The following is a 25113-nucleotide window of genomic DNA, read 5'->3' on the forward strand; positions in this document are numbered from 1 at the left end:
GGTCAGCCCTGGCTCTCGTACGCCTTGGCCGCCGCGGCCTCCAGCTTCGCCGCGGTCCCCTTCGGGTCCGACGGGTCGCGCAGGAAGTCCTGCAGGAGCTTCCACTCGCCCGCGCCCTTCGTGCCACCGAAGGCCGCCGGGGCCTGGTCGGACATGTCGAACCGGACCGAATCGCCCGCGGCGACCAGGGACTTGGCGGTCGCGCGGGTGACGTCGTCGCCGTACGACGTGAGATCGACGCTCTTGTTCGGGGACAGGAAGCCACCGGCCTCGGCCCACACCGCCGCGGCCTGCGGCGTCGCCAGGTACTCGAGGAGCGCCATGCCGGCCTTCTGGTTCTTGCCGTCCTTCAGGACGACGGCCGCGTCACCACCGCTGACCACCGGCGCCTTGCCACCGCCGACCGCCGGGAACGGGAAGAAGTCGGCGTCCTCGCCTATCGACTTCCCGAACTGGTCCTTGGCCACGCCCGCGACGAAGTCGCCCTCGTAGACCATCCCCGCCTCGGGCTTCGGCCCGAACACCTTCTCCACCGAGCCCGGGAAGTCGGTGTTGAGGGCCCCCTTCTGGCCGCCCGCGATCAGCTGCTTGTCCTTGAACAGCTTGCCGAGCGTGGTGAGCGCCTCGACCACGGACGCGTCGGTCCACTTCAGCTGGTGCGCGGCGAGGGCGTCGTACTTCTCGGGGCCGGCCTGGGAGAGGTAGACGTTCTCGAACCAGTCGGTGAGCGTCCAGCCGTCCTGTCCGGCGACCGAGAAGGCGGCGAGTCCGGAGTCGGAGACGGTCTGTCCGGCCTTCAGCATGTCGTCGTACGACTTCGGCGGCTCGACGCCCGCCTGGGCGAGGGCGTCGGGGCTGTACCAGACGGTCGACTTGTGGGCGGCCTTGAAGTAGAGGCCGTAGAGGGTGTCGTCGACGCTGCCGTAGTCCTTCCACACAGGGGCGAAGTTGGCTTCCACGGACTCCTGGGCCGTGGCCGACAGGGGCTTGAGCCAGTCGTTCTTCGCGAACTGCTTCAGGACGCCGACCTGCGGGACCATCACGACGTCGGGGGCGTTGCCGCCCTCGATCTTGCTGCCGACGACGGTGGAGACGTTGTCCCCGGTGGACACGAACTGGGTCTTGGCGCCGGTCTTCTCGGTGAAGGCGTCCAGCACCTTCTGGAAGTTCTTCTGCTCGGTGCCGGTCCAGACACCGGCCACGGTGACCGTCTGACCGTCGAGCGCCTTGTCGCCGCCGCCCGCGGAGACCGGCCCGCCGCCACAGGCGGTCGCGCCGAGTGCCAGGACGAGGGCGGTGCAGCCGGTGAGCAGGGTGGTACGTCGTCGCATCATCGTTGATGTCCCTTCGGGGATGGGGAAACTAAGGGGGGTTCAGAGGGCCGGTGACTCGGTCCCGTCGCTGATCCACCAGGCCGCCGTGGAGCCGGGCAGTACCCCGGCCGGGCAGGGCCCGCTCGACAGCAGCGGGGTGCCGGAGACCGGCGCGGAGGTGGGCGCCGTACCGAAGTTGACGGCGCAGACCAGGCCGTCGCCGCGGACGAAGGCCAGGACGCCGGGCGGGCTGTCCAGCCAGCGCAGCGTGCCCTCACCCAACTGGGGCAGCGCGGCGCGCAGTTGGAGGCCGTCGCGGTAGAGGTGCCAGAAGGAGCGGGTGTCGGCGAGGGCGCGGTCGGTGGCGTACTCGGCGAAGTACTCGGGCTGCGGCAGCCAGGGCTTGGCGCTCTCCACGCCGGAGGTGAAGCCGAACGGCGACGCCTGTCCCGACCACGGCAGCGGCACGCGGCAGCCGTCGCGGATCCGGGCCCGGCTGCCGGTGCGCCGGAAGATCGGGTCGGTGAGCACGTCGTCGGGCAGGTCGACGACCTCGGGCAGCCCCAGCTCCTCGCCCTGGTAGATGTACGCGGCTCCGGGCAGCGCCAGCATCAGCAGCGCGGCGGCGCGGGCGCGGGCGGCGCCGAGGCCGCTGCCCTCGGTCGCGGGTTCGCCGTAGCGGGTGACGGTGCGGACCTGGTCGTGGTTGTTGAGGACCCAGGTGACCGTCGAGCCCGTGCCGGCGATGTCCTCCATGGCCTCGGAGATGACCTTGCGGAACGCGTCGGCCTCCCAGGGAGCGCTCAGCAGGTCGAAGAAGAAGGCCTGGTGGAGTTCGTCGGAGCGGACGTACAGGGCGTGCTCGCGCGCGGTCGGCACGGACACCTCGCCGACGAGGAGCCGCTCACGGCCGTCGCGGGCGGTGTACTCCTCGCATATGGAGCGCCACTGGCGCCACACCCTGTGCACCTCGGGCTGGTTCCAGGCGAGCGGGTTGACCGAGTCGCGGGTGCGGGCGTCGGCCTCCGGGTCGTCCGAGTCGGGCAGCTCCGGGTGCTTGTACAGGCCGGCGGCGACGTCGATGCGGAAGCCGTCGATGCCCCGGTCCAGCCAGAAGCGCAGGATCCGCTCGAACTCGGCGCCGATCCCGGGGTTGCGCCAGTTCCAGTCGGGCTGCTCGGACGCGAACATGTGCAGGTACCACTGGCCGGGCCGCCCGTCCGCCTCGGTCACCCGGCTCCAGGCCGGGCCGCCGAACATGGAGTGCCAGTTGTTGGGCGGCTCCTCGCCGTCGGCGCCGCGACCGTCGGCGAAGTGGAAGCGGGCGCGGGCGGCGCTGCCGGGTTCGGCGTTCAGCGCCTCCTCGAACCACGGGTGCTCGCTGGAGCAGTGGTTCGGGACGATGTCGAGCAGCACCTTGATGCCGAGCCGACGGGCCGCCGCGACGAGCAGATCGAACTCGGCGAGGTCGCCGAAGAGCCGGTCGACGTCGCAGTAGTCGGCGACGTCGTAGCCGTGGTCGTGCTGCGGCGAGGGGTAGAAGGGGCTCAGCCAGATGCCGTCGACCCCGAGCTTCTTCAGGTAGGGCAGTCCGGCGCGGACCCCGGCCAGGTCACCGATGCCGTCCCCGGTGCTGTCCAGGAAGCTGCGGACATACACCTGGTAGATCACCGCGTCGCGCCACCAGTGGTACTTACTCAACATGTATGCATGTTAGGTAGGCGTGTCGCGAGGATGTCAATGAAAAGAACAGACACTACTGGCGGGTCACGGCGCCAAATACGGACTTAAAGGGGCAACCGCATAACAGATGAGACGTCGCCGTTACTTAACAAGTAACTAGCGGCTGGAGATGGTCGCCAGCTCCCGCGCCAGCCGCCGCACGGCCACTTCGGGCGTCTGGCGCCCGGTCATCGCGTCGCGCACGACCGCCTGCACCACCAGGCTCACCTGGTCGTAGCGCGGGCTCTTGGGGCGCGGCGCGGCCGTCAGCACGCTCTCGCGCAGGGTCGCCAGATACGGGAACTCCCGCGTCAGCTCGGGATCTTCGTACAGGTCGGCCCGTACGGGCGGCAGCGCCCCGCGCCTGAGGACCTGACGCTGGACGCGTTCGCTGGTCAGGTACGCGATCAGGCGGGCGGCCGAGTCGGGATGCCGGGCATGTGTGCTGACGGCGAGGTTGGAGCCGCCCAGCACGCTCGTCCCGGGCCCGTCCGGCCCCGGCAGCGGTACGGCGCCGACCTTCCCGGCGACCGGCGAGCCTTTCGCCGACGTGACGACATAGGCGTACGGCCAGTTACGGAGGAACAGCAGGCGCCCGTCCTGGAAGGCCTGCTTGGACTCCTCCTCCTTGTACGTGAGCGCCTGCCTCGGGATCCAGCCCTCGCGTACGCCGCGGGCGAGGAAGTCGATGCCTTCGCGGGCGGCCGTCGAGTTGACGGTGACGCGCTCGCCCTCGTCCCCGAGGATCGAACCACCCGCCGAGTAGACGGCCTCGGCCGCGTTGACGGTGAGGCCCTCGTAGGGCAGGAACTGTCCGGCGTAGCCGTCGACGCCGTACTCGGGCGCGATGGTCCTCGCGGCCCGTTCGAGTTCGGCCCAGGTGCGGGGCGGGTCGACGCCCTCCTTGGCGAGGATGTCCTTGCGGTAGAGCAGGAGGCCGGCGTTGGTCACGTACGGGACCGCGTACAACTGGCCGTCGTAGGTCGCCGTGTCCACGACCGGCGGCAGGAAGGTGTCCAGCGGGAAGCGGTCGCGGGGCAGCGGACGGATCCAGCCCTGTGCCGCGAACTCCGAGGTCCAGCTGACGTCGATGTTGAGCATGTCGAAACGGCCGCCGTCGTCGTCGCCGTCGCGCAGATCGGTGATCATCTGCGCGCGGGTCTCGTCGGCGGAGTCCGGCAGCTCGACGAGGGTGACCCGCTCGTCGGGATGGGTACGGTTCCAGCCCTCCAGGACGGAGCCGAGATAGCCGGTGAGGTCACCGGCGGTGGCGATGGTCAGGGGCCCTCGACCGCTTCCGGCGCCCTCGTCGGCATGGACGCCGGCGGTGACGTAGCCAGTCATGACCACGACCAGAACGAGGAGGCCCCTACCGGCGGCATGTATCCACCGCATAGGTTCCTCCTTGCATACTGGCCCCGGTCGTCTTCGCCCTGGGTCAGAGGCCATGTATACCTGTTAGGTATGCGCGATACTAGGCCTCGCGGCACATTACTCGGGATGCGGGGAGGAGAGCACGAGTGCGTCTGCCCCTCCTGGCACTGCTGGCACGCGGCCCGGCGCACGGCTACGAGCTGAAGCAGGACCTTGAGCAGACGCTGGGCTCCGCGTACCCTCAGCCGAATGTCGGCCAGATCTATGTGACCCTCGGCCGTCTCGAGAAGCAAGGGCTGATCGAGGGCGAGGACGTCGAGCAGTCCAGCCGGCCCAACAAAAAGGTCTACCACCTCACCGACGCCGGGCGTGAGGCGCTGCGCGCCTGGTTCGAGGAGCCCGAGGACGAGCCGCGGGTGCGGGACGAGTTCTTCATGAAGCTGGCCCTCGCCCCGCAGAGCGGCCTCGCCGACCAGGTCGCCCTGATCAACAAGCAGCGGCGGCAGTACCTGAACACCATGCGTCAACTGTCGAAACTGGCCGCCGCCGAGGACCGGGACAACCGCATCGCCCACCTGCTGATAGAGGGCGCGATGCTGCATCTGCAGGCCGACCTCGACTGGCTGGAGCGGTGCCAGGAAGAGCTGGAGGAGTTGGAGTGAGCGACGATTCCACTCCTGAGCTGCGCGCGGGAAGCCGTGAGCCGGGCGCGCAGGGCCCTGTACCGCGTGCCGAGAGCGCTGCACCACGTGCCGAGAGCGCTGTGTCACGCGCCGAGAACCCTGTGCTGCGTGCCGAGGGCCTGGTCAAGACGCATCGCGGCGAGGGCGCCCCGGCGCATGCCGTGCGGGGTGTGGATCTCGCCGTGCGGCGGGGCGAGTTCGTGGCCGTCACCGGTCCGTCCGGGGCCGGCAAGTCGACCTTGCTGCATCTGCTGGGCGGGCTGCAGCGGCCCGACAGCGGCAGTATCTGGCTGGACGGCGAGTGCGCGGACGCGTGGCGCGAGGCCCGCTGGGCGGTGGAGCGCAGGAAGCGCATCGGGATCGTCTTCCAGTTCTTCAACCTGGTCTCCGACCTCTCCGTCGCCGACAACGTCGAACTGCCCGCGCTGCTGGCCGGCGTCCCGCCGAAGCGGGCGCGCGCCGAGCGGACGGAACTGCTGGCCGAGCTGGGGCTCGCGGGCAAGGAGCGGAGCATGCCGGGCGAACTGTCCGGCGGCGAGCAGCAGCGGGTCGCGCTGGCCCGGGCCCTGGTCAACCGTCCCCCGCTGCTGCTGGCCGACGAGCCCGCGGGCAGCCTGGACAGCAAGGGCACCCGCGAGGTGATGCGGCTGCTGTCCCGCTTCCACCAGCGCGGCCAGACGATCGTGCTGGTCACCCATGACGCCCGTCTCGCGAGCGCCGCGGACCGGGTGATCAGCTTCTTCGACGGCCGGATAGCCGACGACGCCACACTGGACGGCGGCGCGCCGCCGCGCCGGGGCGGGATCTCCGGTGTGCTCGAGCTCAAGGACTGACATGCGGGTGTACGACCACCGTCCGGTGTCCGGGCCGAGGGGCTGAGGCCATGCGAGCCACCCTGCGCTGGGCGCACTCCGATCTGCGGACACACCGCGGCGAGGCGCTGTTCCTCGTGCTGGCCACGGCCGGGATCGTCGTGTCGCTGCTGCTGGCCACGGCGCTCTTCGGCTACGCCACCAACCCCTGGCAGCGCGTCTTCACCCAGGCACGCGGTGCGCACGTCTGGCTGCACACCGGCCCCTCGGCCGACACCGGGAAGCTGGCCGAACTCGACGGCGTCGAGTCCGTCGCGGGCCCCTATCCCACCGCCTCCACCACCCTCGCCGCGCGCGGCACCCGCGCCTCCGTCGAGCTGCGCGGCACCTCCGAACGCCCCACCGTCGGCCGCCCGCTGCTGACCTCCGGCCGCTGGCTGGATCCCGCGACCCCCGACGGCGTCGTCCTGGAGACCCGCCTGGCCCGCGCCCTCCTGGCCGCACCCGGCGACACTCTCACCCTGCCCGCCGACGGCACCGGCACCGACCTCGGGACCGCCACCGGCACGCCCCGGACCCTGACCGTCCTCGGCATCGCCGACAGCGCCGAGCCGCGCTACCGGGCGGGAGAGCAGCCGGGGCTCGTCTGGGCGTCGCCGTCCGCCGTACGCGACCCGGGCGGCGAGGTGATCGGGCTGCGCCTGACGGACCCCGAGGACACCGACTACGCCGTGCAGCGCGCCGTGACCGTGCTGGGCGCCGGCGCGGTCAGCGAGGTCTCCACCTGGAAGCAGGCCCGCTCCGAGGCGCAGGGCGACAACCGGCTGCTCGGGCAGGTGCTGGGCCTGTTCGGGCTGGGCGCGCTGGTCGCGGCCGGACTCGCCGTGCACGGCGCGATCGGCACCCGGATCCGCGGCCATCTGCGGGACATCTCGGTGCTGAAGGCGATCGGCTTCACCCCGGGCCAGGTGGTCCGCGTCTTCCTGCTCCAGCACCTCGCCTACGCACTCCTGGGCGCCGTGGCCGCGGCGTCCGTCATCCAGGCCCTGGGCAGCCGTGTCCCGGGCCGGCTCGGGGACGCGGTCGGGGTGTGGCAGGGGCTGCCCGGAAACACCGTGGCCCTGTTCGTGGTGCCGGTGGGCGCGGTGCTGCTCATCGGCGCGACCACGGGGCTCGCGGCGTGGCGTGCGGGGCGGGTGCCTCCGGTTCCGGTGCCACGGCCCGCGGCCCCGCTCGGCGGGCGGCTCTCGGGCGCGGCCCGGCAGGCGCTCGGGCTGCGGCTGCCGCCCGCGCTGGTGCTGGGCTGGCACCGGGCCTTCACGCGCCGTCCGCGGTCGCTGGCCACGGTCGCCCGGCTCGCGCTGCCCCTGCTGCTGATCGTGGTGGCGATGAGCGCGTGGACCACCATCGACCGCTTCGACAGCAGGCCCGACCGGATGGGCCTGCCGACGGCCCTGACCGCCCGCGCCGACTCGGGCCTGGCCGACCCGGACGCCCGTACGCTGCTGGAACGCGACCGACAGGTCGCCGCCGCATACCCGGGCGTCGAGGTGGCCGCGCTGGTCCCGGGCCAGACGGCCACCATCGCTCTGCGCGGCCTCGGCACCCACCAGGACCCCTACCCGTACGCCCTCGCCGAGGGCCGCGCACCCCAGGGTCGCGACGAGGCGGTGGCCGGGCAGGGGCTGCTCGACCTGCTGGACGTCCAGGTGGGCGACTGGGTCCGCATGACCGTCGGCGACCAGCCGCAGATCCTGCACCTCGTCGGCCGCAGCATCGAGCCGGAGAACGCCGGCCGGGTCATCTCCACGTCCCTCGACACCCTCCGCGAGAACGACCCGGACCTCGGCCCCACCCTCTACGAGCTGCGGCTCCGTCCCGGCGCGGACCCGCAACAGGTCGCCGACCGCCTGGCCACCGCCGGCCACGGACGCCTGGACGTGCACGCCGTCCCGAACCCCGCCGACGGCCTCTCCCCGCTGCGCGGCGTGGTCGTGGGCCTGATCGTGGTCCTGGCCCTCATCGGCCTCATCGAACTGCTGACGGCGATCGGCGGCACCGTCCGCGAGAGCGAGCGCGACCTGCTGGCCCTCAAGGCCATCGGCCTCTCCCCGCGCCAGATCACCGCGATCACCGTCGTGTCCACGACCTGCACCGCCCTGGCCGCGGTCGTCATCGGTACGGCCCTGGGCACACCCCTCGCCCACTGGCTGATCGACGCCCAGGGCAGATCGAGCGGCATCGGCGCCGGGATCGCCCAGGGCCCCTCCCCCGCTCTCCTGCTCCTCTTCGGCGCCGCGGCGGTCACGGGAGCGGCCGCCCTGGCCGCCGTCCCCGCCTCCCGCGCGGCCCGCCGCCGACTCGCGGACACACTGAGCGCGGTCGCCTGAGCCAGCGGCCGGGCGGACGCGTTTCGGGCGGTCAGCCGCCGTAGGGGCCGTGGCCGTGAGGCGGCTGCGGGTGATGCGGCGGCTGCGGCATGTACGGGTTCTGCGGGCCCGGCGCGTACGGGTTGCCCTGCGGCGGCACGAAGCCGTTCGGGGCGTACGACGGTGGCGGCGGTGTCGGAGTCGGTGTCGGTGTCGGTGTCGGTGTCGGTGTCGGCAGCGTGGCCGGGTGCGCCGCCAGCCTGATGCCGTAGCGCTGCTCCAGCCGCCGCATCTCCAGCAGTGCGATCCCGGTGACCGTCACCGGTGCGCCCAGGATGAAGAAGACGCCCATGGCCAGGCCGAGGCCGTGCAGGTCACCCGTCACGAGATCGGGGATGGCCATCAACCAGGTCGTCACCGTGGCCAGCAGCGGCGGCAGACAGCGGTGCACCGCAGCCGTGCCGAAGAAGTTCCCCGAGATCCGGTAGGCACCGGCGATCACGAAGAAGCCCATCCACAGACCGACGAGACTGAACAGCATGTTCCCGAGCGTCCCGAGGGCGCCGCCCACCTGGAAGATCAGCACCGTCCCCAGTGCCGAGCCGACGAACAGCAGCAGCAACTTCAGCGACCTGACGAGCGGCTGCCGCAGCTGCCCGGCCGTACCGGCGCCGGAGCGCTGCCAGAGACAGAGCATCACGCCGACCGTGAGCGGCGTGATGAACAGCAGGACGGCACAGGCGGTGGCCGCGTTGTCGAGCATCTCGTCGAAGGCGAAGCCGCCCTCGACGAAGGTGTAGACACCGAACGCCGCGACCGCGCCCGCGATCACCCGCACGCGCTTGAGCGCGTCCACCGACGGGTCCAGGGGCTCCGGGATCCAGGTCGGATGGAACATCGCGCGCGCCACATGATGCGGCTTCAGGAACGACCGGGCGCTCAGCGCGCCGCCGGTCCAACTCCCTTGTGGATGCGTCAACTTGCACTCCCCCGAGTGATCGTGACCATGATCAACGAGGGAGTCTACGGGAAGCGGACGACCATGCGCCGCCCGCCACCGGCGTCCCCGGTCACTGCCGGCCGCGCAGCTCCCGGTACTTGGCGACGAGCGCCTTCGTCGACGCGTCCAGACCCTGCACCTCGGCGCCCTCGGTCAGCGCGGGCTCGACACGCTTGGCGAGGACCTTGCCGAGCTCGACGCCCCACTGGTCGAAGGAGTCGATGTTCCACACCGCGCCCTGCACGAACACCTTGTGCTCGTACAACGCGATCAGCTGTCCGAGCACCGACGGGGTCAGCTCGCGCGCGAGGATCGTGGTCGTCGGGTGGTTGCCCTTGAACGTCTTGTGGGCCACCAGCTCCTCCGGCACCCCCTCACCACGCACCTCGTCAGGCGTCTTGCCGAACGCCAGCGCCTGCGTCTGGGCGAAGAAGTTCGCCATCAACAGGTCGTGCTGCGCCTTGAGCTCGTCACTCATCTCGGCGACCGGCTCGGCGAAGCCGATGAAGTCCGCCGGGATCAGCTTGGTGCCCTGGTGAATCAACTGGTAGTAGGCGTGCTGCCCGTTGGTCCCCGGTGTGCCCCACACGACCGGCCCGGTCTGCCAGTCGACCTCCCGCCCGTCCCGGCCGACGTACTTGCCGTTGGACTCCATGTCCAGCTGCTGCAGATACGCCGTGAACTTCGACAGGTAGTGGCTGTACGGCAGCACCGCGTGCGACTGGGCGTCGTGGAAGTTGCCGTACCAGATGCCCAACAGGCCCAGCAGCAGCGGCACGTTGGCCTCGGCGGGCGCGGTGCGGAAGTGCTCGTCGACGGTCCGGAAGCCGTCGAGCATCTCCCGGAAGCGGTCCGGACCGATGGCGATCATCAGCGAGAGCCCGATGGCCGAGTCGTACGAGTAGCGTCCGCCGACCCAGTCCCAGAACTCGAACATGTTCGCCGTGTCGATACCGAAGTCGGCGACCTTCCCGGCGTTCGTCGACAGGGCGACGAAGTGCTTGGCGACCGCCTCCTGACCCGCCTTCAGCTCGCCCAGCAGCCAGTTGCGCGCCGACGTCGCGTTGGTGATCGTCTCGATCGTCGTGAACGTCTTGGAGGCGATGACGAACAGCGTCTCGGCGGCGTCCAGATCACGGACGGCCTCGTGCAGGTCGGCACCGTCGACGTTCGACACGAAGCGGACCGTGAGGTCGCGGTCGGTGTAGCTGCGCAGCACCTCGTACGCCATGGCCGGCCCGAGGTCCGAGCCGCCGATGCCGACGTTGACGACATTCCTGATGCGCTTGCCGGTGTGGCCGGTCCAGGCGCCGGAGCGGACCCGCTCGGCGAAGCCGGCCATCCTGTCGAGGACGGTGTGCACAGCCGGGACGACGTTCTCCCCGTCGACCTCGATCACCGCGTCACGCGGCGCGCGCAGCGCGGTGTGCAGCACCGCGCGGTCCTCGGTGGTGTTGATCTTCTCGCCGCGGAACATGGCGTCCCGCAACCCGAACACGTCCGTGGCGGCGGCCAGCTCGCGCAGCAGCCGCAGTGTCTCGTCGGTGACCAGGTGCTTGGAGTAGTCGATGTGCAGGTCGCCGACCTGCAGCGTGTACCCCGCACCGCGGCCCGGGTCGGTGGCGAACAGCTCCCGCAGCCGCACCTCGCCCAGCTCCTCGCGGTGCTTGGCCAGCGCGGTCCACTCGGGCGTCCGGTTGAGCCTGGTACGGCCGTCTGCGTTCATGTCCGACTTCAGCCTTCTTTCGTGCCTGTCCCAGCTGTTCCAACCTAATTGATCAGCGCGGGGCGTGACCCGTCACGGCGTCGTCCTCCGGCGCAACAACAGGTACGTCCACCTTGCGCGTCGGTATCAACGAGGTGACGGCGAGGGCGAACAGCACCGCGGTCAGCAGGGCGGGCGCGTTGAGCCCGAACGCCCCGGCCACGGCACCGCCGAGCAGCGCACCGAGCGGGGCACCGGCTGTCGAGGCCGTGCGGAAGGACGAGGCGATGCGGCCCACCATGGCGTCGGGGCTGCGCTGCTGCATGAGCGTCACCTGGTTGACGTTCCACACCATGCCCATGGCGCCGAGCAGTGCCATGGCCACCAGGAGGGCCGGCAGGTGTCTGACGGTCCCCGCGAGCAGCAGCGACGCCGTCTGGACGGTCCCGGCGAGCAGCAGCGCCGCCACCCTTCCGGCCTTGCGCGCGATCCGCTGGGCCGCGAACCCCCCGGCCAGGCTGCCGGCCGCGTACGCCGTCATCGCAGCCGCGTACGCCGCGTCTCCCCCGTGCAGCCAGCGCGTCACGTGCAGCACCAGGGTGGCGATCAGGGCCCCCATACCGATGTTGCAGAGCAGCGTGGCCACGCAGACCGACCGCAGTGCCCGGTCCCGCCACAGGACGCGCAGCCCCTCGCCGATCTCGGCCCGCAGAGTGCTGCCCGCCGGGCGGGGCCCTCGCTCGGGCGGCCGTACCCGCAGGGAGGCCACCAGGGCGGCGGCCAGCAGATAGGTGCCCGCGTCGGCCGCGAACGGCATGGCGGCCCCCGCCGTGAGCAGCAGCGGTACGAACGGGCCCGCCAGCAGGCCGCCCGCGAGCTGTTGGCCGGTCATCAGCCGGGCGTTGGCACTGCCCAGGGCCTCGCGGTCCACCAGGGACGGAAGCAGGGCGGTGGACGCGTTGTCGAACAGCGTCTGGAGTGTGGTCAGTGAGAAAGCGAGCGCCAGCAGCAGGGGGATCGACGCGTGCCCGAGTCCGACGGCGAGGGCGAATCCGGCGACGAGCAGCCCTCGTACGAGATCGACCGCCCACATCGCGCGCCGTTGGTCCACCCGGTCCGCCACGGCTCCGCCGAGCAGCCCGAACAGCAGCCAGGGCACATAGCCGCAGGCGGTGACCGAGGCGATGATCAGGGGATCGTCCGTGAGCTGCACGGCGAGCAGCGGCAGCGCGGTCGTACGCAGCGCGTCTCCGAGCCGCGAGACCACGGCTGCGGTCCACAACCGCCCGAACCCACCGCGCCATGCGGGCGCACGCAGTCCTGCCGCCTCAGCCGTCGTCACCAGTCCCCCTCACGGTCCATCGATGCGAAAGATCGATACACGAACCGTAGAGGGCGCCACTGACAATCGGTCCGCGAGCGGCGCGGCCCTGTGCCTCAAACGGGTCCGGCCAGGCGCCCGCGGGCACCTGGCCGGTCCTCAACTCCTAGATCTCGCCCCGGAGTTTGGCGAGCGCCTCGGCGAGGATCGCCTCGCCGTCCGCATCGCTGCGCCGTTCCCGTACATACGCCAGGTGCGTCTTGTAGGGCTCGGTTCGCGGCGGGTCCGGCGGGTTGTCCCGGTCCTGTCCGGCGGGGAAACCACAGCGCGGGCAGTCCCAGGTCTCGGGAACCTGCGCGTCGCTGGCGAAGCTGGGCTGCGTCTCGTGCCCGTTGGAGCACCAGAAGGAGATGCGCAGACGCGGCGCGGACTCGCCACGCTCGGCCTCGCCCATCGGCCCCGCCCCGACCCGGCTTCCTCGGATCGCGTTGCCACTTGCCACGGTCGTAACTCCCTGCGTGATGGTGCCGCAAAGCGAGTCGGCGTTTCGCTTCGCTGCGAGCGCCTCAGTCTACGTAAGGCCCAACGCGCGTCCAGTGATTCGAGTTACATAGCCCTTACACCAAGACGCAAGCCCCATGATAGGCCGCGCTCAGCTGCGCGTACCGAACATGGGGCCTTACGTACGGATTGTGCGTGCCGGTCAGTTGTTCACCTTCATCAGGATGCCGAGCACGACAATGCACGCGAACCACAGCAGACCGACCACCACGGTGATCCGGTCGAGGTTGCGCTCGGCGACCGAGGAGCCGCCGACGGACGACTGCATGCCGCCACCGAACATGTCGGAGAGGCCGCCGCCCTTCCCCTTGTGCATCAGCACCAGCAGCATCAGCAGCAGGCTGAAGACGATCAGGGCGATGGAGAACCCCAGAACCACGGCTGGACCAACTTCCTCGGATTCGGATGACGACGGGGGTCGAAGCTCTTTCTTGTGAGCCTCATGCTCACTTTCCAAGCCCCGACCCCCGCAAGGGTACGACGAATCGCCGTTACCGCATACTCACTGGTCGCGGAACCGCACGATCTTGACGAACTCGTCGGCGTCCAGCGAAGCACCGCCGACGAGAGCGCCGTCGATGTCGGCCTTGGCCATGATCTCCGCGACGTTGCCGGACTTGACCGAGCCGCCGTACTGGATACGGACCTTGTCGGCCACGTCCTGCGAGTACAGCTCGGCGAGCTTGCCGCGGATGGCGGCGCAGACCTCCTGCGCGTCATCGGCGCCGCAGACCTTGCCGGTGCCGATGGCCCAGACGGGCTCGTAGGCGATCACGATGGTCTCGGCCTGCTCGGCCGGGAGGTCCTTCAGACCGCCCTCGACCTGGGCAAGCGTGTGCGGGACGGCGTTGCCGGCCTCGCGGACGTCCAGCTCCTCGCCGACGCACATGATCGGCGTGAGGCCGTGCTTGTAGGCGGCCTTGACCTTGGCGTTGACGATCTCGTCGGTCTCGGCGTGGTACTGGCGGCGCTCGGAGTGGCCGATCGCCACGTACGTGCACTTCAGCTTGGCCAGCATCGGGCCGGAGATCTCGCCGGTGTAGGCGCCGGAGTCCTGCGCCGAGATGTCCTGGGCGCCGTACTTGATCTTCAGCTTGTCGCCGTCGACCAGGGTCTGCACGGAGCGCAGGTCGGTGAAGGGCGGCAGGACGGCGACCTCGACGGCGTCGTAGTCCTTGTCGGCCAGGGCGAAGGCGAGCTTCTGGACGTGGGCGATGGCCTCGAGGTGGTTGAGGTTCATCTTCCAGTTGCCCGCCATCAGCGGCGTGCGCGTGCTCATCAGGGTCAGTCCTCCAGTGCGGCGAGGCCGGGGAGCGTCTTGCCCTCGAGGTATTCGAGGGAGGCGCCGCCACCGGTCGAGATGTGGCCGAATGCGGTCTCGTCGAAGCCCAGGGTGCGGACGGCCGCGGCGGAGTCGCCACCGCCGACCACGGTGAAGCCCTTGGACTCGACGAGGGCCTGGGCGACCGCCTTGGTGCCCTCGGCGTAGTCGGGGTGCTCGAAGACGCCCATGGGGCCGTTCCAGAAGACGGTGGCGGCGTCGGCGAGCTTCGAGGCGTACAGCTTGCGGGTCTCGGGACCGATGTCCAGACCCTCCTGGTCGGCGGGGATGGCGTCCGCGGCGACGGTCGTGGGGTTGGCCGGGGCCTTGGTCTTCAGGTCCGGGAACTCGGTGGCGACCAGGACGTCGACCGGCAGGACCAGCTCGACGCCGGTCTTCTCCGCGCGCTCGATGTACTCCTGCACGGCCGGGATCTGGTCCTCCTGGAGGAGGGAGATGCCGACCTCGTAGCCCTTGGCCTTGAGGAAGGTGTACGCCATGCCGCCGCCGATGAGCAGCCGGTCTGCCTTGCCGAGGAGCTGGTCGATCACGGCGAGCTTGTCGGAGACCTTGGCGCCGCCGAGCGCGACGACGTACGGCCGCTTGACGTCCTCGGTGAGCTTCTTGAGGACGGCGACCTCGCCCGCGATGAGGTAGCCCGCGTAGTGCGGCAGCTTGCCCGGGAGGTCGTACACGGACGCGTGCTTGCGGTGCACCGCACCGAAACCGTCACCGACGTAGACGTCGGCGAGGGCGGCCAGCTGGTCGGCGAAGGCGCCGCGCTCGGCGTCGTCCTTGCTCGTCTCGCCGGCGTTGAAGCGGAGGTTCTCGACGACCGCGACCTGCCCGTCGGCGAGGCCCGCGACCGTGGACGTGGCGGACTCGCCGACCGTGTCGGTCGCGAACGCGACGTCGCCACCGAGGAGTTCACCCAGGCGCGCGGCGGCGGGCGCGAGGGAGAAGGCCGGGTCCGGAGCGCCCTTGGGGCGGCCCAGGTGGGAGGCGACGACGACACGGGCGCCCGCCTCGGCCAGCGCCTTGACGGTGGGCAGCACGGCGCGGATACGGCCGTCGTCGGTGATGGTGGTGCCGTCCAGCGGCACGTTCAGGTCGGCGCGGACGAAGACCCGCTGGCCGGCGACGCCTTCGGAGAGAAGTTCGTCGATCGTCTTCATGTAGGGGACTCCTGGGAAGGGCTCGTGATCGCTCGGAAACGCTCGTGATCCAACAGGTTGGATCCGCACGTGAGTCAGGGCTCGGGCGACGCGTCCCTGCGCCGCCCGAGCCCTGACTCACATCATGTGCTCGCTCTGGATATCAGAGCTGGTTGCCGACGAAGACCGTGAGGTCGACGAGGCGGTTGGAGTAGCCCCACTCGTTGTCGTACCAACCGATGACCTTCACGTTCTTGCCCTCCTGGACCATGGTCAGGGAGGAGTCGAAGGTGCAGGACGCCGGGGCGTTGACGATGTCGGAGGAGACGATCGGGTCCTCGGTGTACTCGAGGATGCCCTTGAGCTCGCCCTCCGCGGCCTTCTGGAAGGCGGCGTTGATCTCTTCCTTGGTGACCTCGCGGCCGAGCTCCAGGACGAGGTCGGTGACCGAGCCGGTCGGGACCGGGACGCGCATCGCGATGCCGTCCAGCTTGCCCTTGAGCTGCGGCAGGACCAGGGCGGTGGCCTTCGCGGCGCCCGTCGTGGTCGGGATGATGTTCTCGGCGGCGGCGCGGGCGCGGCGCAGGTCCTTGTGCGGGAAGTCCAGGATGCGCTGGTCGTTGGTGTACGCGTGCACCGTCGTCATCAGACCCTTGACGATGCCGAAGTTCTCGTCGAGGACCTTGGCCATCGGCGCCACACAGTTGGTGGTGCAGGAGGCGTTGGAGATGACGTGGTGGTTCGCCGGGTCGTACTTGTCGTTGTTGACGCCCATCACGATGGTGATGTCCTCGCCGGAGGCCGGAGCCGAGATGAGGACCTTCTTGGCGCCGCCGGCGATGTGCTTCTCGGCGTCGGCCTTCTTGGTGAAGATGCCGGTCGACTCGATGACGATGTCGACGCCGAGCTCGCCCCACGGGATGTCGGCGGGGTTGCGCTCGGACAGGACCTTGATGGTTTTGCCGTCGACGGTGATCGTGTCGGCGGTGTGGGTGACCTCCTGCTTGAGGCGGCCCAGAATCGTGTCGTACTTCAGCAGGTGAGCGGTGGTCGCAGTGTCACCCAGGTCGTTGACAGCCACGATCTCGATGTCTGCACCCTGCTCCAGCAGCGCGCGGAAGTAGTTGCGACCGATACGACCGAAGCCGTTGATGCCTACGCGGATCGTCACGAACCGATCTCCTCGTTGGTACGCCGGCCATGCGGTGCCGGCGAGCTCTGTTTGGGATGTCCCCGACCGCCTACGACCCTACCTCTCTGAGGCCGCCGCGGTGACATCCAGATGTCCCATACACGGCACGGCGGCCCGTACCCGCCAGTAGGGGTACGGACCGCCCTGCTTTGAAGCCCGGATCACTCGATTCGGTCACTGTGTGTCGCGCACAGTTGACCTCGGCGTGTCACTCGTCAAGTGAGTCGAGGGCCTTTCCGATGAGCGCCGTACGGTCGGCCGCCGCGGTGACATGCTCCAGGCCGAAGCCCAGCAGCACCGTGTCGTCCGTGGTGACCGCTCCATAGGTCTGGAACAGCGTCCCGGTGCGCGCCCAGTCCTTGAGGACGGCCGGGCTGCCCGCGGGCGGTCCGGTCACCTTCCAGGCGCCGAGCGACGTCTCGAAGCCCTCGGTCTCGGTCGCCGTACCGCCGACGACGAGCGAGGCCTCGTCGGCGAGGACGCCGTGACCGCCGAAGGCCGGGTCGCTGACGTAGCCGATCGAGACCTCGACCGTCTTGCCCGCGTACGCGCTCAGGTCGAAGTCGAGCTGCTTCCAGCCCTCGGAGGCACCGGTGAGGGCGTTCCACGAGCCGCTGCTGCCGGTCGCGGTGCAGCCGCTGTTGGCCACGGTCAGGTAGTGGGCCAGCCAGGGGTGCTCGCCCACGTAGAACCCGGCCTCGCAGTCGGCCGGCACGGTGGTGCTGGTGGCGCCGCCCGCCTCGGGGAGGGTCGTCCAGTCCTCGGCACCCGTGGTGTGGGCCTCGACCAAGACGTTGTCGTAGCCGGGCTCGACGTCCCACAGCAGCTGGGTGCGCAGCGTCGGTTTGTCCGCCGCCGTCACACCGGTGAGGTCGACGGTCCTGGTCAGCCGCTTGTAGGCGTCGTCGGTGTGCACGGCGGCCGCCATGTAGGAGCCCGTGTACGGCCCGTACGGGTTGACGGTCCCGGCGAACTGGCCCGCGCCCGCGCTGGCGAACTGCGGGTACGTGGCGGCGGGCAGCTCGTCCGAAGTGACGCCGTACGTCCCGGCCTTGTCGAGCGGGTTGCCGGTTGCGTCGCCGAGCGCTCCGGTGAAGCCGCCGAGCTTGCCGGAACCGGTGAAGCCGGTGGCCCCGGGGGTCGACGTACGGGAGTAGGCGCCCAGGTAGTACTGGCTGAAGTCGTTCGACAGGTTGCCGCCGCCGAGGTCCACGTTGCCGCCGGCCTGCTCGCCCGCCTCCATCAGCTTGCCGCCCTCGTTGAGGTAGGCGCGCAGCTGGAGCTGGGTTGCGTTGCCCGGGACGTTCGCGCCCGTGTAGTGGACGAGCGTGTCGAAGTGGCCCAGCACGCCGAGCGCGTCGGGCGCGCCCTGAGTGGCGACGTCCCAGACGATCGCCCGGTGGCCGTTGGCCTTGAGCGCGTCGACGTACTTCTGCGCGTGTGCCGCGGTGGCGCCTTCCTCGGCGACCACGAGGACGTCCGCGCGCGGCCGCTGTGCCACGGTGTACGTGAAGTGCTCGCTGGAGACGGGCTTTCCGCTCCTGGTCTCGCCGGTGAACCACACCTCGACCTTGTCACCCGGGTCGCCGTCGGCGACCTTGGCCCGGTACTCGTCGAAGTAGAGGTTGTCGTCACCGCCGTACGTCTCGCCGCCCTTCCAGGGCTTCAGCGCCATGTCCTCCGTACGGCCGCCGTTGACGCGGTACTTGAGCTCCTTGTCGCGCACGGACTTCCGTGCGACGACGGACACCTCCTGGTCCGCGCCGCGGGAGTACGACGTGGTGAACGGCGCCGGCGTGAAGTCGGCGGCCTTCAGACCCAGCGAGGACGCCGGCTGGTCGGGGCGCGCGGCGGACTCGGCGACGGAGAGCGCGAACGGGACGTTCTTTGCGAACTCCTGCTGGATCAGCTTCTCGTCGTCCGGGAAGTTGAATACCGACTGGCAGTCGGCCGCGTTCCACTGGTCGTTCGGGTCGATGTTCGACGCGGTCTGGCAGGTCGACATCTCGGGCGTGAACATCGCGATGCCGTTGAGGTTCGCGGCGTGGCCGTCGGTCTCGCCGTTGGTGGTGTACAGCTCCGAGGAGACCTGCGGGTGATAGCCCGGGATCGCGGGGTTCTCCGGGGTGCCGGCGAGGGCCTCGTAGAGGACGTCGTCCGGGGTGTCCGTGGCCACCTGCCAGCCGACGCCGTAGAGGATGAGCTCGGCCGCGGAGTGGTAGTTGATGCCGTACTCGAACCCGATGCGCTTCTGGAAGGCGTCCATCGCCTTCGTTTCGGGCTCGGAAGCCGGGGAGGCGCCGCGGTAGGTCTCGCTCGTGGGGTTGGGGGACGAACCCTCGTCGTCGTAGCCCCACTTGTAGGCGAAGTTGCGATTGGGGTCGACGCCGTCGCCGGTGCTGATGACACCGTCGCCGTTGATGTCGCGCAGGTTCTTGCGCCACAGGCGGGTGCTGGAGTCCTTGAACGTGTAGTCGTAGCCGTCGGGGTTGGCCGAGAGGACGAACCACAGCTCGGTCGAGTCGACGATCTTCTTGACGCGCTTGTCCGTCTTGTAGTTGTCCAGGTAGTAGTGCATCAGACGCCGGGTCATCTCCGGCGTGATCCACTCGCGCGCGTGCTGGTTGGAGACGTAGAGAACGGACGGCTTGGCGCCGTCCTTCGTCTTCTTGGCGTTCTTGGTGAGCTTGACCGCCAGGATGTCCTGGCCGTTGATCGTCTTGCCGATGGAGACGACCTTGGTGAGGCCGGGGTTCTCCTGCCCGGTCCGGACGATCTCCTCCTTGAGCCCCCCACTTCCGCTGTACGGGCGGTACACGCCCTCCGCGGCTTTCTCCGTACGGGCCTCGGCCCTGGCGGAGAGTTCGTGCTCCGTGAGCTCGACGCCCTGCTTCTCGAGCTTCTCGGCCTGTTTGTCGGTGAGGTAGACCTCGACCGTGGCCTTGCCCTTCTCGGGTGCCTGCTCGCTGAGTTCGTGGCCGTCCTGGCCGGCCGCCAGCAGCAGGGGTACCTGCTTCTTGGTGACCTCGGCGCGGAAGACCTTGACTTCGTTCGCGTCGGTTTCTTCTGAACTTCCCGGTTGTGCCTGGGCGATGGGTGCGATACTCGCTCCGCCTATCAGGAGCGCACCGGCAGCGAGGATCGATCTCGCTCTGGGTCTCATGAACCCCCCTAGCAGTCTTTCGCCACAGTGACGAATGACTGCCAGGCTCATGCCACTTCACGGTCCAGTCAAGAGTGCCGCAAAGACACACAAATACCGGTGCCGACATCCCAAGTGGACGTCGGCACCGGTCTGTTGACGATCTTTCACCTCATCCCGCGAGGTTGTCCGCCAGTTCGTCGGAGAGGTTGGCCTCCGTGCCCGGGATGCCGAGGTCCTGGGCCCGCTTGTCGGCCATGGCCAGCAGACGGCGGATACGGCCGGCGACGGCGTCCTTGGTCAGCGGCGGGTCGGCGAGCGCGCCCAGCTCCTCCAGGGAGGCCTGCTTGTGCTCCATGCGCAGGCGTCCGGCCGCGGCGAGGTGCTCGGGGACCTCGTCGGCGAGGATCTCCAGCGCGCGCTGCACGCGGGCCCCGGCGGCGACGGCCGCGCGCGCGGAGCGACGGAGGTTGGCGTCGTCGAAGTTGGCGAGGCGGTTCGCCGTGGCGCGGACCTCGCGGCGCATCCGGCGCTCCTCCCAGGCCAGCACCGACTCGTGCGCGCCGAGGCGGGTCAGCAGGGCGCCGATCGCGTCGCCGTCCCGGACGACCACGCGGTCCACGCCGCGCACCTCACGGGCCTTGGCGGCGATCGACAGCCGGCGTGCCGCGCCGACCAGGGCGAGCGCGGCCTCGGGGCCCGGGCAGGTCACCTCCAGGGAGGACGAGCGGCCGGGCTCGGTGAGCGAGCCGTGCGCCAGGAAGGCACCGCGCCAGGCGGCCTCGGCGTCGCACGTGGCCCCGGAGACCACCTGCGGGGGCAGGCCGCGGATCGGGCGGCCGCGCCCGTCGACCAGGCCGGTCTGGCGGGCCAGCTGGTCACCGCCCGCGACCACCCGCACGACGTAGCGCGAACCGCGGCGCAGCCCGCCCGGAGCCATCACGATCAGCTCGGAGCTGTGGCCGAAGATCTCCAGGATGTCCCGCTTGAGCCGGCGGGCCGCCATCGCGGTGTCCAGCTCCGCCTCGATCACGATGCGCCCGCTCACCAGGTGGAGGCCGCCGGCGAACCGCAGAATGGCGGAGACCTCCGCCTTCCTGCAGCAGGTCCGGGTGACGGGAAGCCGGGAGATCTCATCCTTCACCGCTGCCGTCATCGCCATGGGCCGATCCTTCCATGCATCCGAAAAATACGGTCGTACGCGGCGGCGAGGAGCTCCGGGTCGTGCCGGGGCGTCCCGTCCGTCCGGGCCACCGGGGCCAGCTCGACCGCGGCACCGAGTCGCTTGGCGGCCTCGGTGAGCACATCCCGATCGGGCACGGCGGCCTCGTCGGCCAGCACCACGTCCAGGGCGAGTTTAGGGGCGTGTCGTCCCAAAACCTCCAAATGACGCTGCGGGGAGAAGCCTTCGGTTTCTCCCGGCTGCGGGGCGAGGTTCAGCGAGAGTACCCGGCGCGCCTTCGTCTCGATGAGGGCGTCCAGGAGATCGGGCACGAGCAGGTGCGGGATGACCGAGGAGAACCAGGAGCCCGGCCCGAGCACCACCCAGTCCGCGTCCCGGACGGCGGCGACGGCCTCCGGGACGGCGGGCGGGTCGTGCGGCACGACGTGCACCGACTGCACCTCACCGGGGGTGAGGGCGACGTTGGCCTGGCCGCGGATGGTGTCGACGTCCTCGGGCCGGTCCGGGTCGTGCCCCTTGACCAGGGCCTGCAGCTCCAGCGGCACGGCGGACATGGGCAGCACGCGCCCGTGCGCGCCGAGCAGCTTGCCGACCAGGTCGAGGGCCTGGACGTGGTCGCCGAGCTGCTCCCACAGGGCGACGATCAGCAGGTTGCCGACCGCGTGGTCGTGCAGGTCGCCCTTGGAGTGGAAGCGATGCTGGATGACGCGGGCCCAGGTCTGGCCCCAGTCGTCGTCGCCGCACAGCGCGGCCAGCGCCTTGCGCAGGTCGCCGGGCGGCAGCACGCCCAGTTCGTCGCGCAGACGCCCGCTGGAGCCGCCGTCGTCGGCCACGGTGACGACGGCGGTGAGGTCGCCGGTGATCCGGCGCAGCGCGGCGAGCGAGGCGGACAGGCCCATGCCGCCGCCGAGGGCGACGACCTTGGGCTGGGTGCCCCGGCGGCGCGGCTTGGCACCGCGGGCCTCGACGGGCCGGCCCGCGCGCGACTCGGGCACCGCGCGACGCAGCCTGCTCAGCCGCGGAGTACGTCCCGTCATTCCCGTCCCATGTCCCGGTGCACGACCACCGTCTCCACGCCCTGGGATGCAAGGCGTGCCGCGAGCTTCTCGGACGTGGCGACCGAGCGGTGCTTGCCGCCGGTGCAGCCGACCGCGATCGTCACGTACCGCTTGCCCTCACGACGGTATCCGGCCGCGATCAGCTGCAGCAGCTCGGAGTAGCGGTCGATGAACTCCTTCGCGCCGGGCTGGTTGAAGACGTACGCCGAGACCTCCTCGTTCAGGCCCGTGAAGGGGCGCAGCTCCGGGACCCAGTGCGGGTTGGGCAGGAAGCGCATGTCCACGACCAGGTCCGCGTCGACCGGGAGGCCGTACTTGAAGCCGAAGGACATGACCGTGGCCCGCAGCTCGGGCTCCTCCTCGCCGGCGAACTGGGCGTCCATCTTGGCCCGCAGCTCGTGCACGTTGAGGCTGGAGGTGTCGATCACCAGGTCGGCGTCACCGCGCAGCTCGCGCAGCAGCTGGCGCTCGGCGGCGATGCCGTCGACGATGCGGCCGTCGCCCTGGAGGGGGTGCGGGCGGCGCACCGACTCGAAGCGGCGCACCAGGGCGTCGTCGGAGGACTCCAGGAAGACGATCCGGCGTGTGACGCCCCGCGTGTCGAGTTCGGCGAGGGACTCGCGGAGGTTGTCGAAGAAGCGCCTGCCTCGGACGTCGACGACCACCGCGATCCGCGCCACGTTGCCCTGGGAGCGGGCGCCGAGCTCCACCATGGTGGGGATCAGCGCGGGAGGGAGGTTGTCGACGACGAACCAGCCGAGGTCCTCCAGACACTTGGCGGCCGTCGAGCGGCCGGCCCCCGACATGCCGGAGATGATCACCAGCTCAGGGATGGCCGTTTCGGGGACCCCGGCTGTCTCGATGCCCGTACTCACCTGTGCTCCGTCTTCCTGGCGTGCGTCCTGCTGGGTGAGATCCTCGCCGGTTTCCTTGTGCGTTTCCTGGGTCTGCTGATCTCGCCCTGCTGTGGGGTGTGTCTCGTGCTCGCTCATCTCTCCTGCCCCCGTCGTTCGTCCGGGGCGCCCGCGGACACGGGCTCCCCCGAGGTCTCCGCCGTCGTTTCGGATTCCTCGTCTTCCATGATCTCTCCAGTCGCCGTGTTCACGGCGGGTGCGGCCGGGGCCGCCTGGGCGAGTGCCACGGCAATCGTCTCGGCCGTTTTACGACCTATGCCCGGAACCTCGCAGATCTGGTCGATTGTCGCGGATCGCAGCTTCTTCACCGAACCGAAGTGCTTGATCAGCGCCTGCTTGCGAGTCTCACCGAGGCCGGGGACATCGTCCAACGGGCTCGACCGGAAACGCTTGGCGCGCTTGGTGCGCTGGTAGGTGATCGCGAAGCGGTGGGCCTCGTCCCGGACGCGCTGGAGCAGATAGAGGCCCTCGCTGGTACGGGGCAGGACCACCGGGTCGTCGTCGCCTGGCAGCCAGACCTCCTCCAGACGCTTGGCGAGGCCGCAGACGGCGATGTCATCGATGCCGAGCTCGTCCAGAGCGCGCTGGGCGGCCGCGACCTGCGGCCGGCCGCCGTCGACGACGACGAGCTGCGGGGGGTAGGCGAAGCGCCTGGGGCGGCCCTCGTCGTCCTTGAGGCCGTTGGTGAGGGGGGCCTCGGCGAGGGGGTCGGGGGAAGTGGGGCGGTCGGGGGAGGTGAGGCCGTCGTCGGCGCCGGAGGGTGCGTCGGCGAGGGTGTCCTCGCCGTCGGCCCACTCGCCCGTGCGCTCCTTCTCGGCGAGGTAGCGCTTGAAGCGGCGGGTGATCACCTCGTGCATGGAGCGGACGTCGTCCTGGCCCTCGAAGCCCTTGATCTGGAAGCGGCGGTACTCGCTCTTGCGCTGCAGCCCGTCCTCGAAGACGACCATGGAGGCCACGACGTCGTCGCCCTGCAGGTGCGAGATGTCGTAGCACTCGATCCTGAGCGGGGCGCTGTCCAGGTCGAGGGCGTCGGCGATCTCCTCCAGGGCACGTGAGCGCGTGGTCAGGTCGGAGGCGCGCTTGGTCTTGTGCAGGACGAGCGCCTGCTGGGCGTTGCGCTCGACGGTCTCCATCAGGGCGCGCTTGTCCCCGCGCTGCGGGATGCGCAGCGAGACGCCGGAGCCGCGGCGCCCCGTGAGCCACTCCTGCACGGGCTCCAGCGGGTCGGGGAGGGCCGGGACGAGGACCTCCTTGGGCACGGCGTCCCCGGTCTCCTCGCCGTAGAGCTGCTGGAGGGCGTGCTCGACGAGGGCGCCGGTGGTGATCTCCTCGACCTTGTCGGTGACCCAGCCACGCTGGCCGCGCACCCGGCCGCCACGCACATGGAAGATCTGCACGGCCGCCTCGAGCTCGTCCTCGGCGACCGCGATGAGGTCGGCGTCGGTCGCGTCGGCGAGCACGACCGCGTTCTTCTCCATGGCCTTCTTCAGGGCCTCGATGTCGTCGCGCAGGCGGGCGGCCCGCTCGTACTCCATCTCCTCGGCCGCCTCCATCATCTGCTTCTCCAGGCGGCGCAGATAGGCACCCGTGCGGCCGGTCATGAAGTCGCAGAACTCTTCGGCCAGTTCGCGGTGCTCCTCGGCGGAGACACGGTCCACGCAGGGGGCGGAGCACTTGCCGATGTAGCCGAGCAGGCAGGGGCGGCCGGTGCGGCGGGCGTTCTTGAAGACGCCGGCCGAGCAGGTGCGCACGGGGAAGACGCGCAGGAGGAGGTCCACGGTGTCGCGGATGGCCCACGCGTGCGCGTACGGTCCGAAGTACCTGACGCCCTTCTTCTTGTGACCGCGCATCACCTGCACACGCGGGAACTCCTCGTTCATCGTCACCGCGAGGTACGGGTAGCTCTTGTCGTCGCGGTACTTGACGTTGAACCGGGGGTCGTACTCCTTGATCCAGGAGTACTCCAGCTGGAGCGCCTCGACCTCTGTGGACACCACGGTCCACTCCACGGACGCCGCCGTGGTGACCATCGTGCGGGTGCGCGGGTGCAGGCCCGCCAGGTCCTGGAAGTAGTTCGCCAGGCGCTGACGCAGGCTCTTCGCCTTTCCGACGTAGATCACCCGGCGGTGCTCGTCACGGAACCGGTACACCCCGGGAGAGTCCGGGATCTGTCCCGGCTTGGGGCGGTAGCTGGAGGGATCGGCCATGTCTCACACCCTACTGGCGAGGGGTGACAGTCCGGCGAGGCTGTGGACAACCGCTCCCGCGGCCGGCGGGGCTGCAGAAACG

General features: G+C 70.2%; 19 protein-coding genes. 3 read left to right on the plus strand and 16 right to left on the minus strand.

What is annotated here, in order from left to right; translation table 11 throughout:
* Positions 1-2: 2 nt before the first annotated feature.
* The 3 genes from EJ357_RS11210 to EJ357_RS11220 form a co-directional block, all read right to left on the minus strand.
* Positions 3-1334, minus strand: a complete 1332-nt coding sequence (locus EJ357_RS11210) for an ABC transporter substrate-binding protein (RefSeq protein ID WP_126391117.1) — start codon at positions 1332-1334, stop codon at positions 3-5.
* Positions 1335-1373: 39 nt separating this feature from the next.
* Positions 1374-3017 carry a glycoside hydrolase family 13 protein gene (locus EJ357_RS11215; RefSeq protein WP_175647363.1) on the minus strand — a complete coding sequence of 548 codons (1644 nt, stop codon included), beginning with the start codon at positions 3015-3017 and terminating at the stop codon, positions 1374-1376.
* Positions 3018-3152: 135 nt separating this feature from the next.
* Positions 3153-4430 (minus strand): ABC transporter substrate-binding protein, encoded by a 1278-nt coding sequence (locus EJ357_RS11220; protein WP_126391119.1) that lies wholly within the window; start codon positions 4428-4430, stop codon positions 3153-3155.
* Between the two features lie 125 nt (positions 4431-4555).
* Here EJ357_RS11220 and EJ357_RS11225 point away from each other — a divergent pair, with 125 nt between their 5' ends.
* The 3 genes from EJ357_RS11225 to EJ357_RS11235 all read left to right on the plus strand — a co-directional run bounded on the left by EJ357_RS11225 (position 4556) and on the right by EJ357_RS11235 (position 8294).
* Complete coding sequence (locus EJ357_RS11225) at positions 4556-5071, plus strand: PadR family transcriptional regulator (RefSeq protein ID WP_126391121.1); 516 nt, start codon at positions 4556-4558, stop codon at positions 5069-5071.
* A 101-nt stretch (positions 5072-5172) separates the two neighbouring features.
* Positions 5173-5925, plus strand: a complete 753-nt coding sequence (locus EJ357_RS11230) for an ABC transporter ATP-binding protein (RefSeq protein WP_126399358.1) — start codon at positions 5173-5175, stop codon at positions 5923-5925.
* Positions 5926-5975: 50 nt separating this feature from the next.
* Complete coding sequence (locus tag EJ357_RS11235; protein WP_126391123.1) at positions 5976-8294, plus strand: ABC transporter permease; 2319 nt, start codon at positions 5976-5978, stop codon at positions 8292-8294.
* Positions 8295-8325: 31 nt separating this feature from the next.
* Here EJ357_RS11235 and EJ357_RS11240 read toward each other — a convergent pair whose 3' ends face one another.
* The 13 genes from EJ357_RS11240 to uvrC all read right to left on the minus strand — a co-directional run bounded on the left by EJ357_RS11240 (position 8326) and on the right by uvrC (position 25031).
* Complete coding sequence (locus tag EJ357_RS11240) at positions 8326-9252, minus strand: hypothetical protein (protein WP_126391125.1); 927 nt, start codon at positions 9250-9252, stop codon at positions 8326-8328.
* Positions 9253-9343: 91 nt separating this feature from the next.
* Complete coding sequence (pgi, locus tag EJ357_RS11245) at positions 9344-10999, minus strand: glucose-6-phosphate isomerase (RefSeq protein ID WP_126391127.1); 1656 nt, start codon at positions 10997-10999, stop codon at positions 9344-9346.
* A 52-nt stretch (positions 11000-11051) separates the two neighbouring features.
* The gene (locus tag EJ357_RS11250) at positions 11052-12320 is read right to left on the minus strand and encodes an MFS transporter (protein ID WP_126391129.1); all 1269 of its coding nucleotides are present in this window, start codon (positions 12318-12320) and stop codon (positions 11052-11054) included.
* 145 nt (positions 12321-12465) lie between these two features.
* A complete protein-coding gene (locus EJ357_RS11255; protein WP_003976875.1) occupies positions 12466-12801 on the minus strand; it encodes an RNA polymerase-binding protein RbpA in 336 nt (111 codons plus the stop codon).
* Between the two features lie 201 nt (positions 12802-13002).
* A complete protein-coding gene (gene secG, locus EJ357_RS11260) occupies positions 13003-13239 on the minus strand; it encodes a preprotein translocase subunit SecG (RefSeq protein ID WP_031121198.1) in 237 nt (78 codons plus the stop codon).
* Positions 13240-13362: 123 nt separating this feature from the next.
* The gene (gene tpiA / locus EJ357_RS11265; protein ID WP_126391130.1) at positions 13363-14139 is read right to left on the minus strand and encodes a triose-phosphate isomerase; all 777 of its coding nucleotides are present in this window, start codon (positions 14137-14139) and stop codon (positions 13363-13365) included.
* A 5-nt stretch (positions 14140-14144) separates the two neighbouring features.
* Positions 14145-15356 (minus strand): phosphoglycerate kinase, encoded by a 1212-nt coding sequence (locus EJ357_RS11270; protein ID WP_126391132.1) that lies wholly within the window; start codon positions 15354-15356, stop codon positions 14145-14147.
* A 142-nt stretch (positions 15357-15498) separates the two neighbouring features.
* A complete protein-coding gene (gap, locus tag EJ357_RS11275) occupies positions 15499-16506 on the minus strand; it encodes a type I glyceraldehyde-3-phosphate dehydrogenase (protein ID WP_126391134.1) in 1008 nt (335 codons plus the stop codon).
* Between the two features lie 229 nt (positions 16507-16735).
* Entirely contained in the window at positions 16736-19690 is a 2955-nt protein-coding gene (locus EJ357_RS11280; RefSeq protein WP_126391136.1) for a M14 family metallopeptidase, read from the minus strand.
* Between the two features lie 151 nt (positions 19691-19841).
* On the minus strand, positions 19842-20831 hold the full coding sequence (whiA, locus tag EJ357_RS11285) for a DNA-binding protein WhiA (protein WP_126391138.1): 990 nt from the start codon (positions 20829-20831) through the stop codon (positions 19842-19844).
* Positions 20822-21889, minus strand: coding sequence for a gluconeogenesis factor YvcK family protein (locus EJ357_RS11290; protein ID WP_126391140.1), 1068 nt, complete (start codon positions 21887-21889; stop codon positions 20822-20824). Before EJ357_RS11290 ends, whiA begins: the two co-directional genes overlap by 10 nt.
* Positions 21886-22902 (minus strand): RNase adapter RapZ, encoded by a 1017-nt coding sequence (gene rapZ / locus EJ357_RS11295; RefSeq protein WP_126391142.1) that lies wholly within the window; start codon positions 22900-22902, stop codon positions 21886-21888. Before rapZ ends, EJ357_RS11290 begins: the two co-directional genes overlap by 4 nt.
* Positions 22899-25031, minus strand: coding sequence for an excinuclease ABC subunit UvrC (gene uvrC / locus EJ357_RS11300; protein WP_126391144.1), 2133 nt, complete (start codon positions 25029-25031; stop codon positions 22899-22901). The genes rapZ and uvrC overlap by 4 nt, the downstream gene beginning before the upstream one ends.
* Positions 25032-25113: the final 82 nt, after the last annotated feature.

It is taken from the genome of Streptomyces cyaneochromogenes, from assembly GCF_003963535.1.
In the GTDB taxonomy this organism is placed as follows: domain Bacteria; phylum Actinomycetota; class Actinomycetes; order Streptomycetales; family Streptomycetaceae; genus Streptomyces; species Streptomyces shaanxiensis.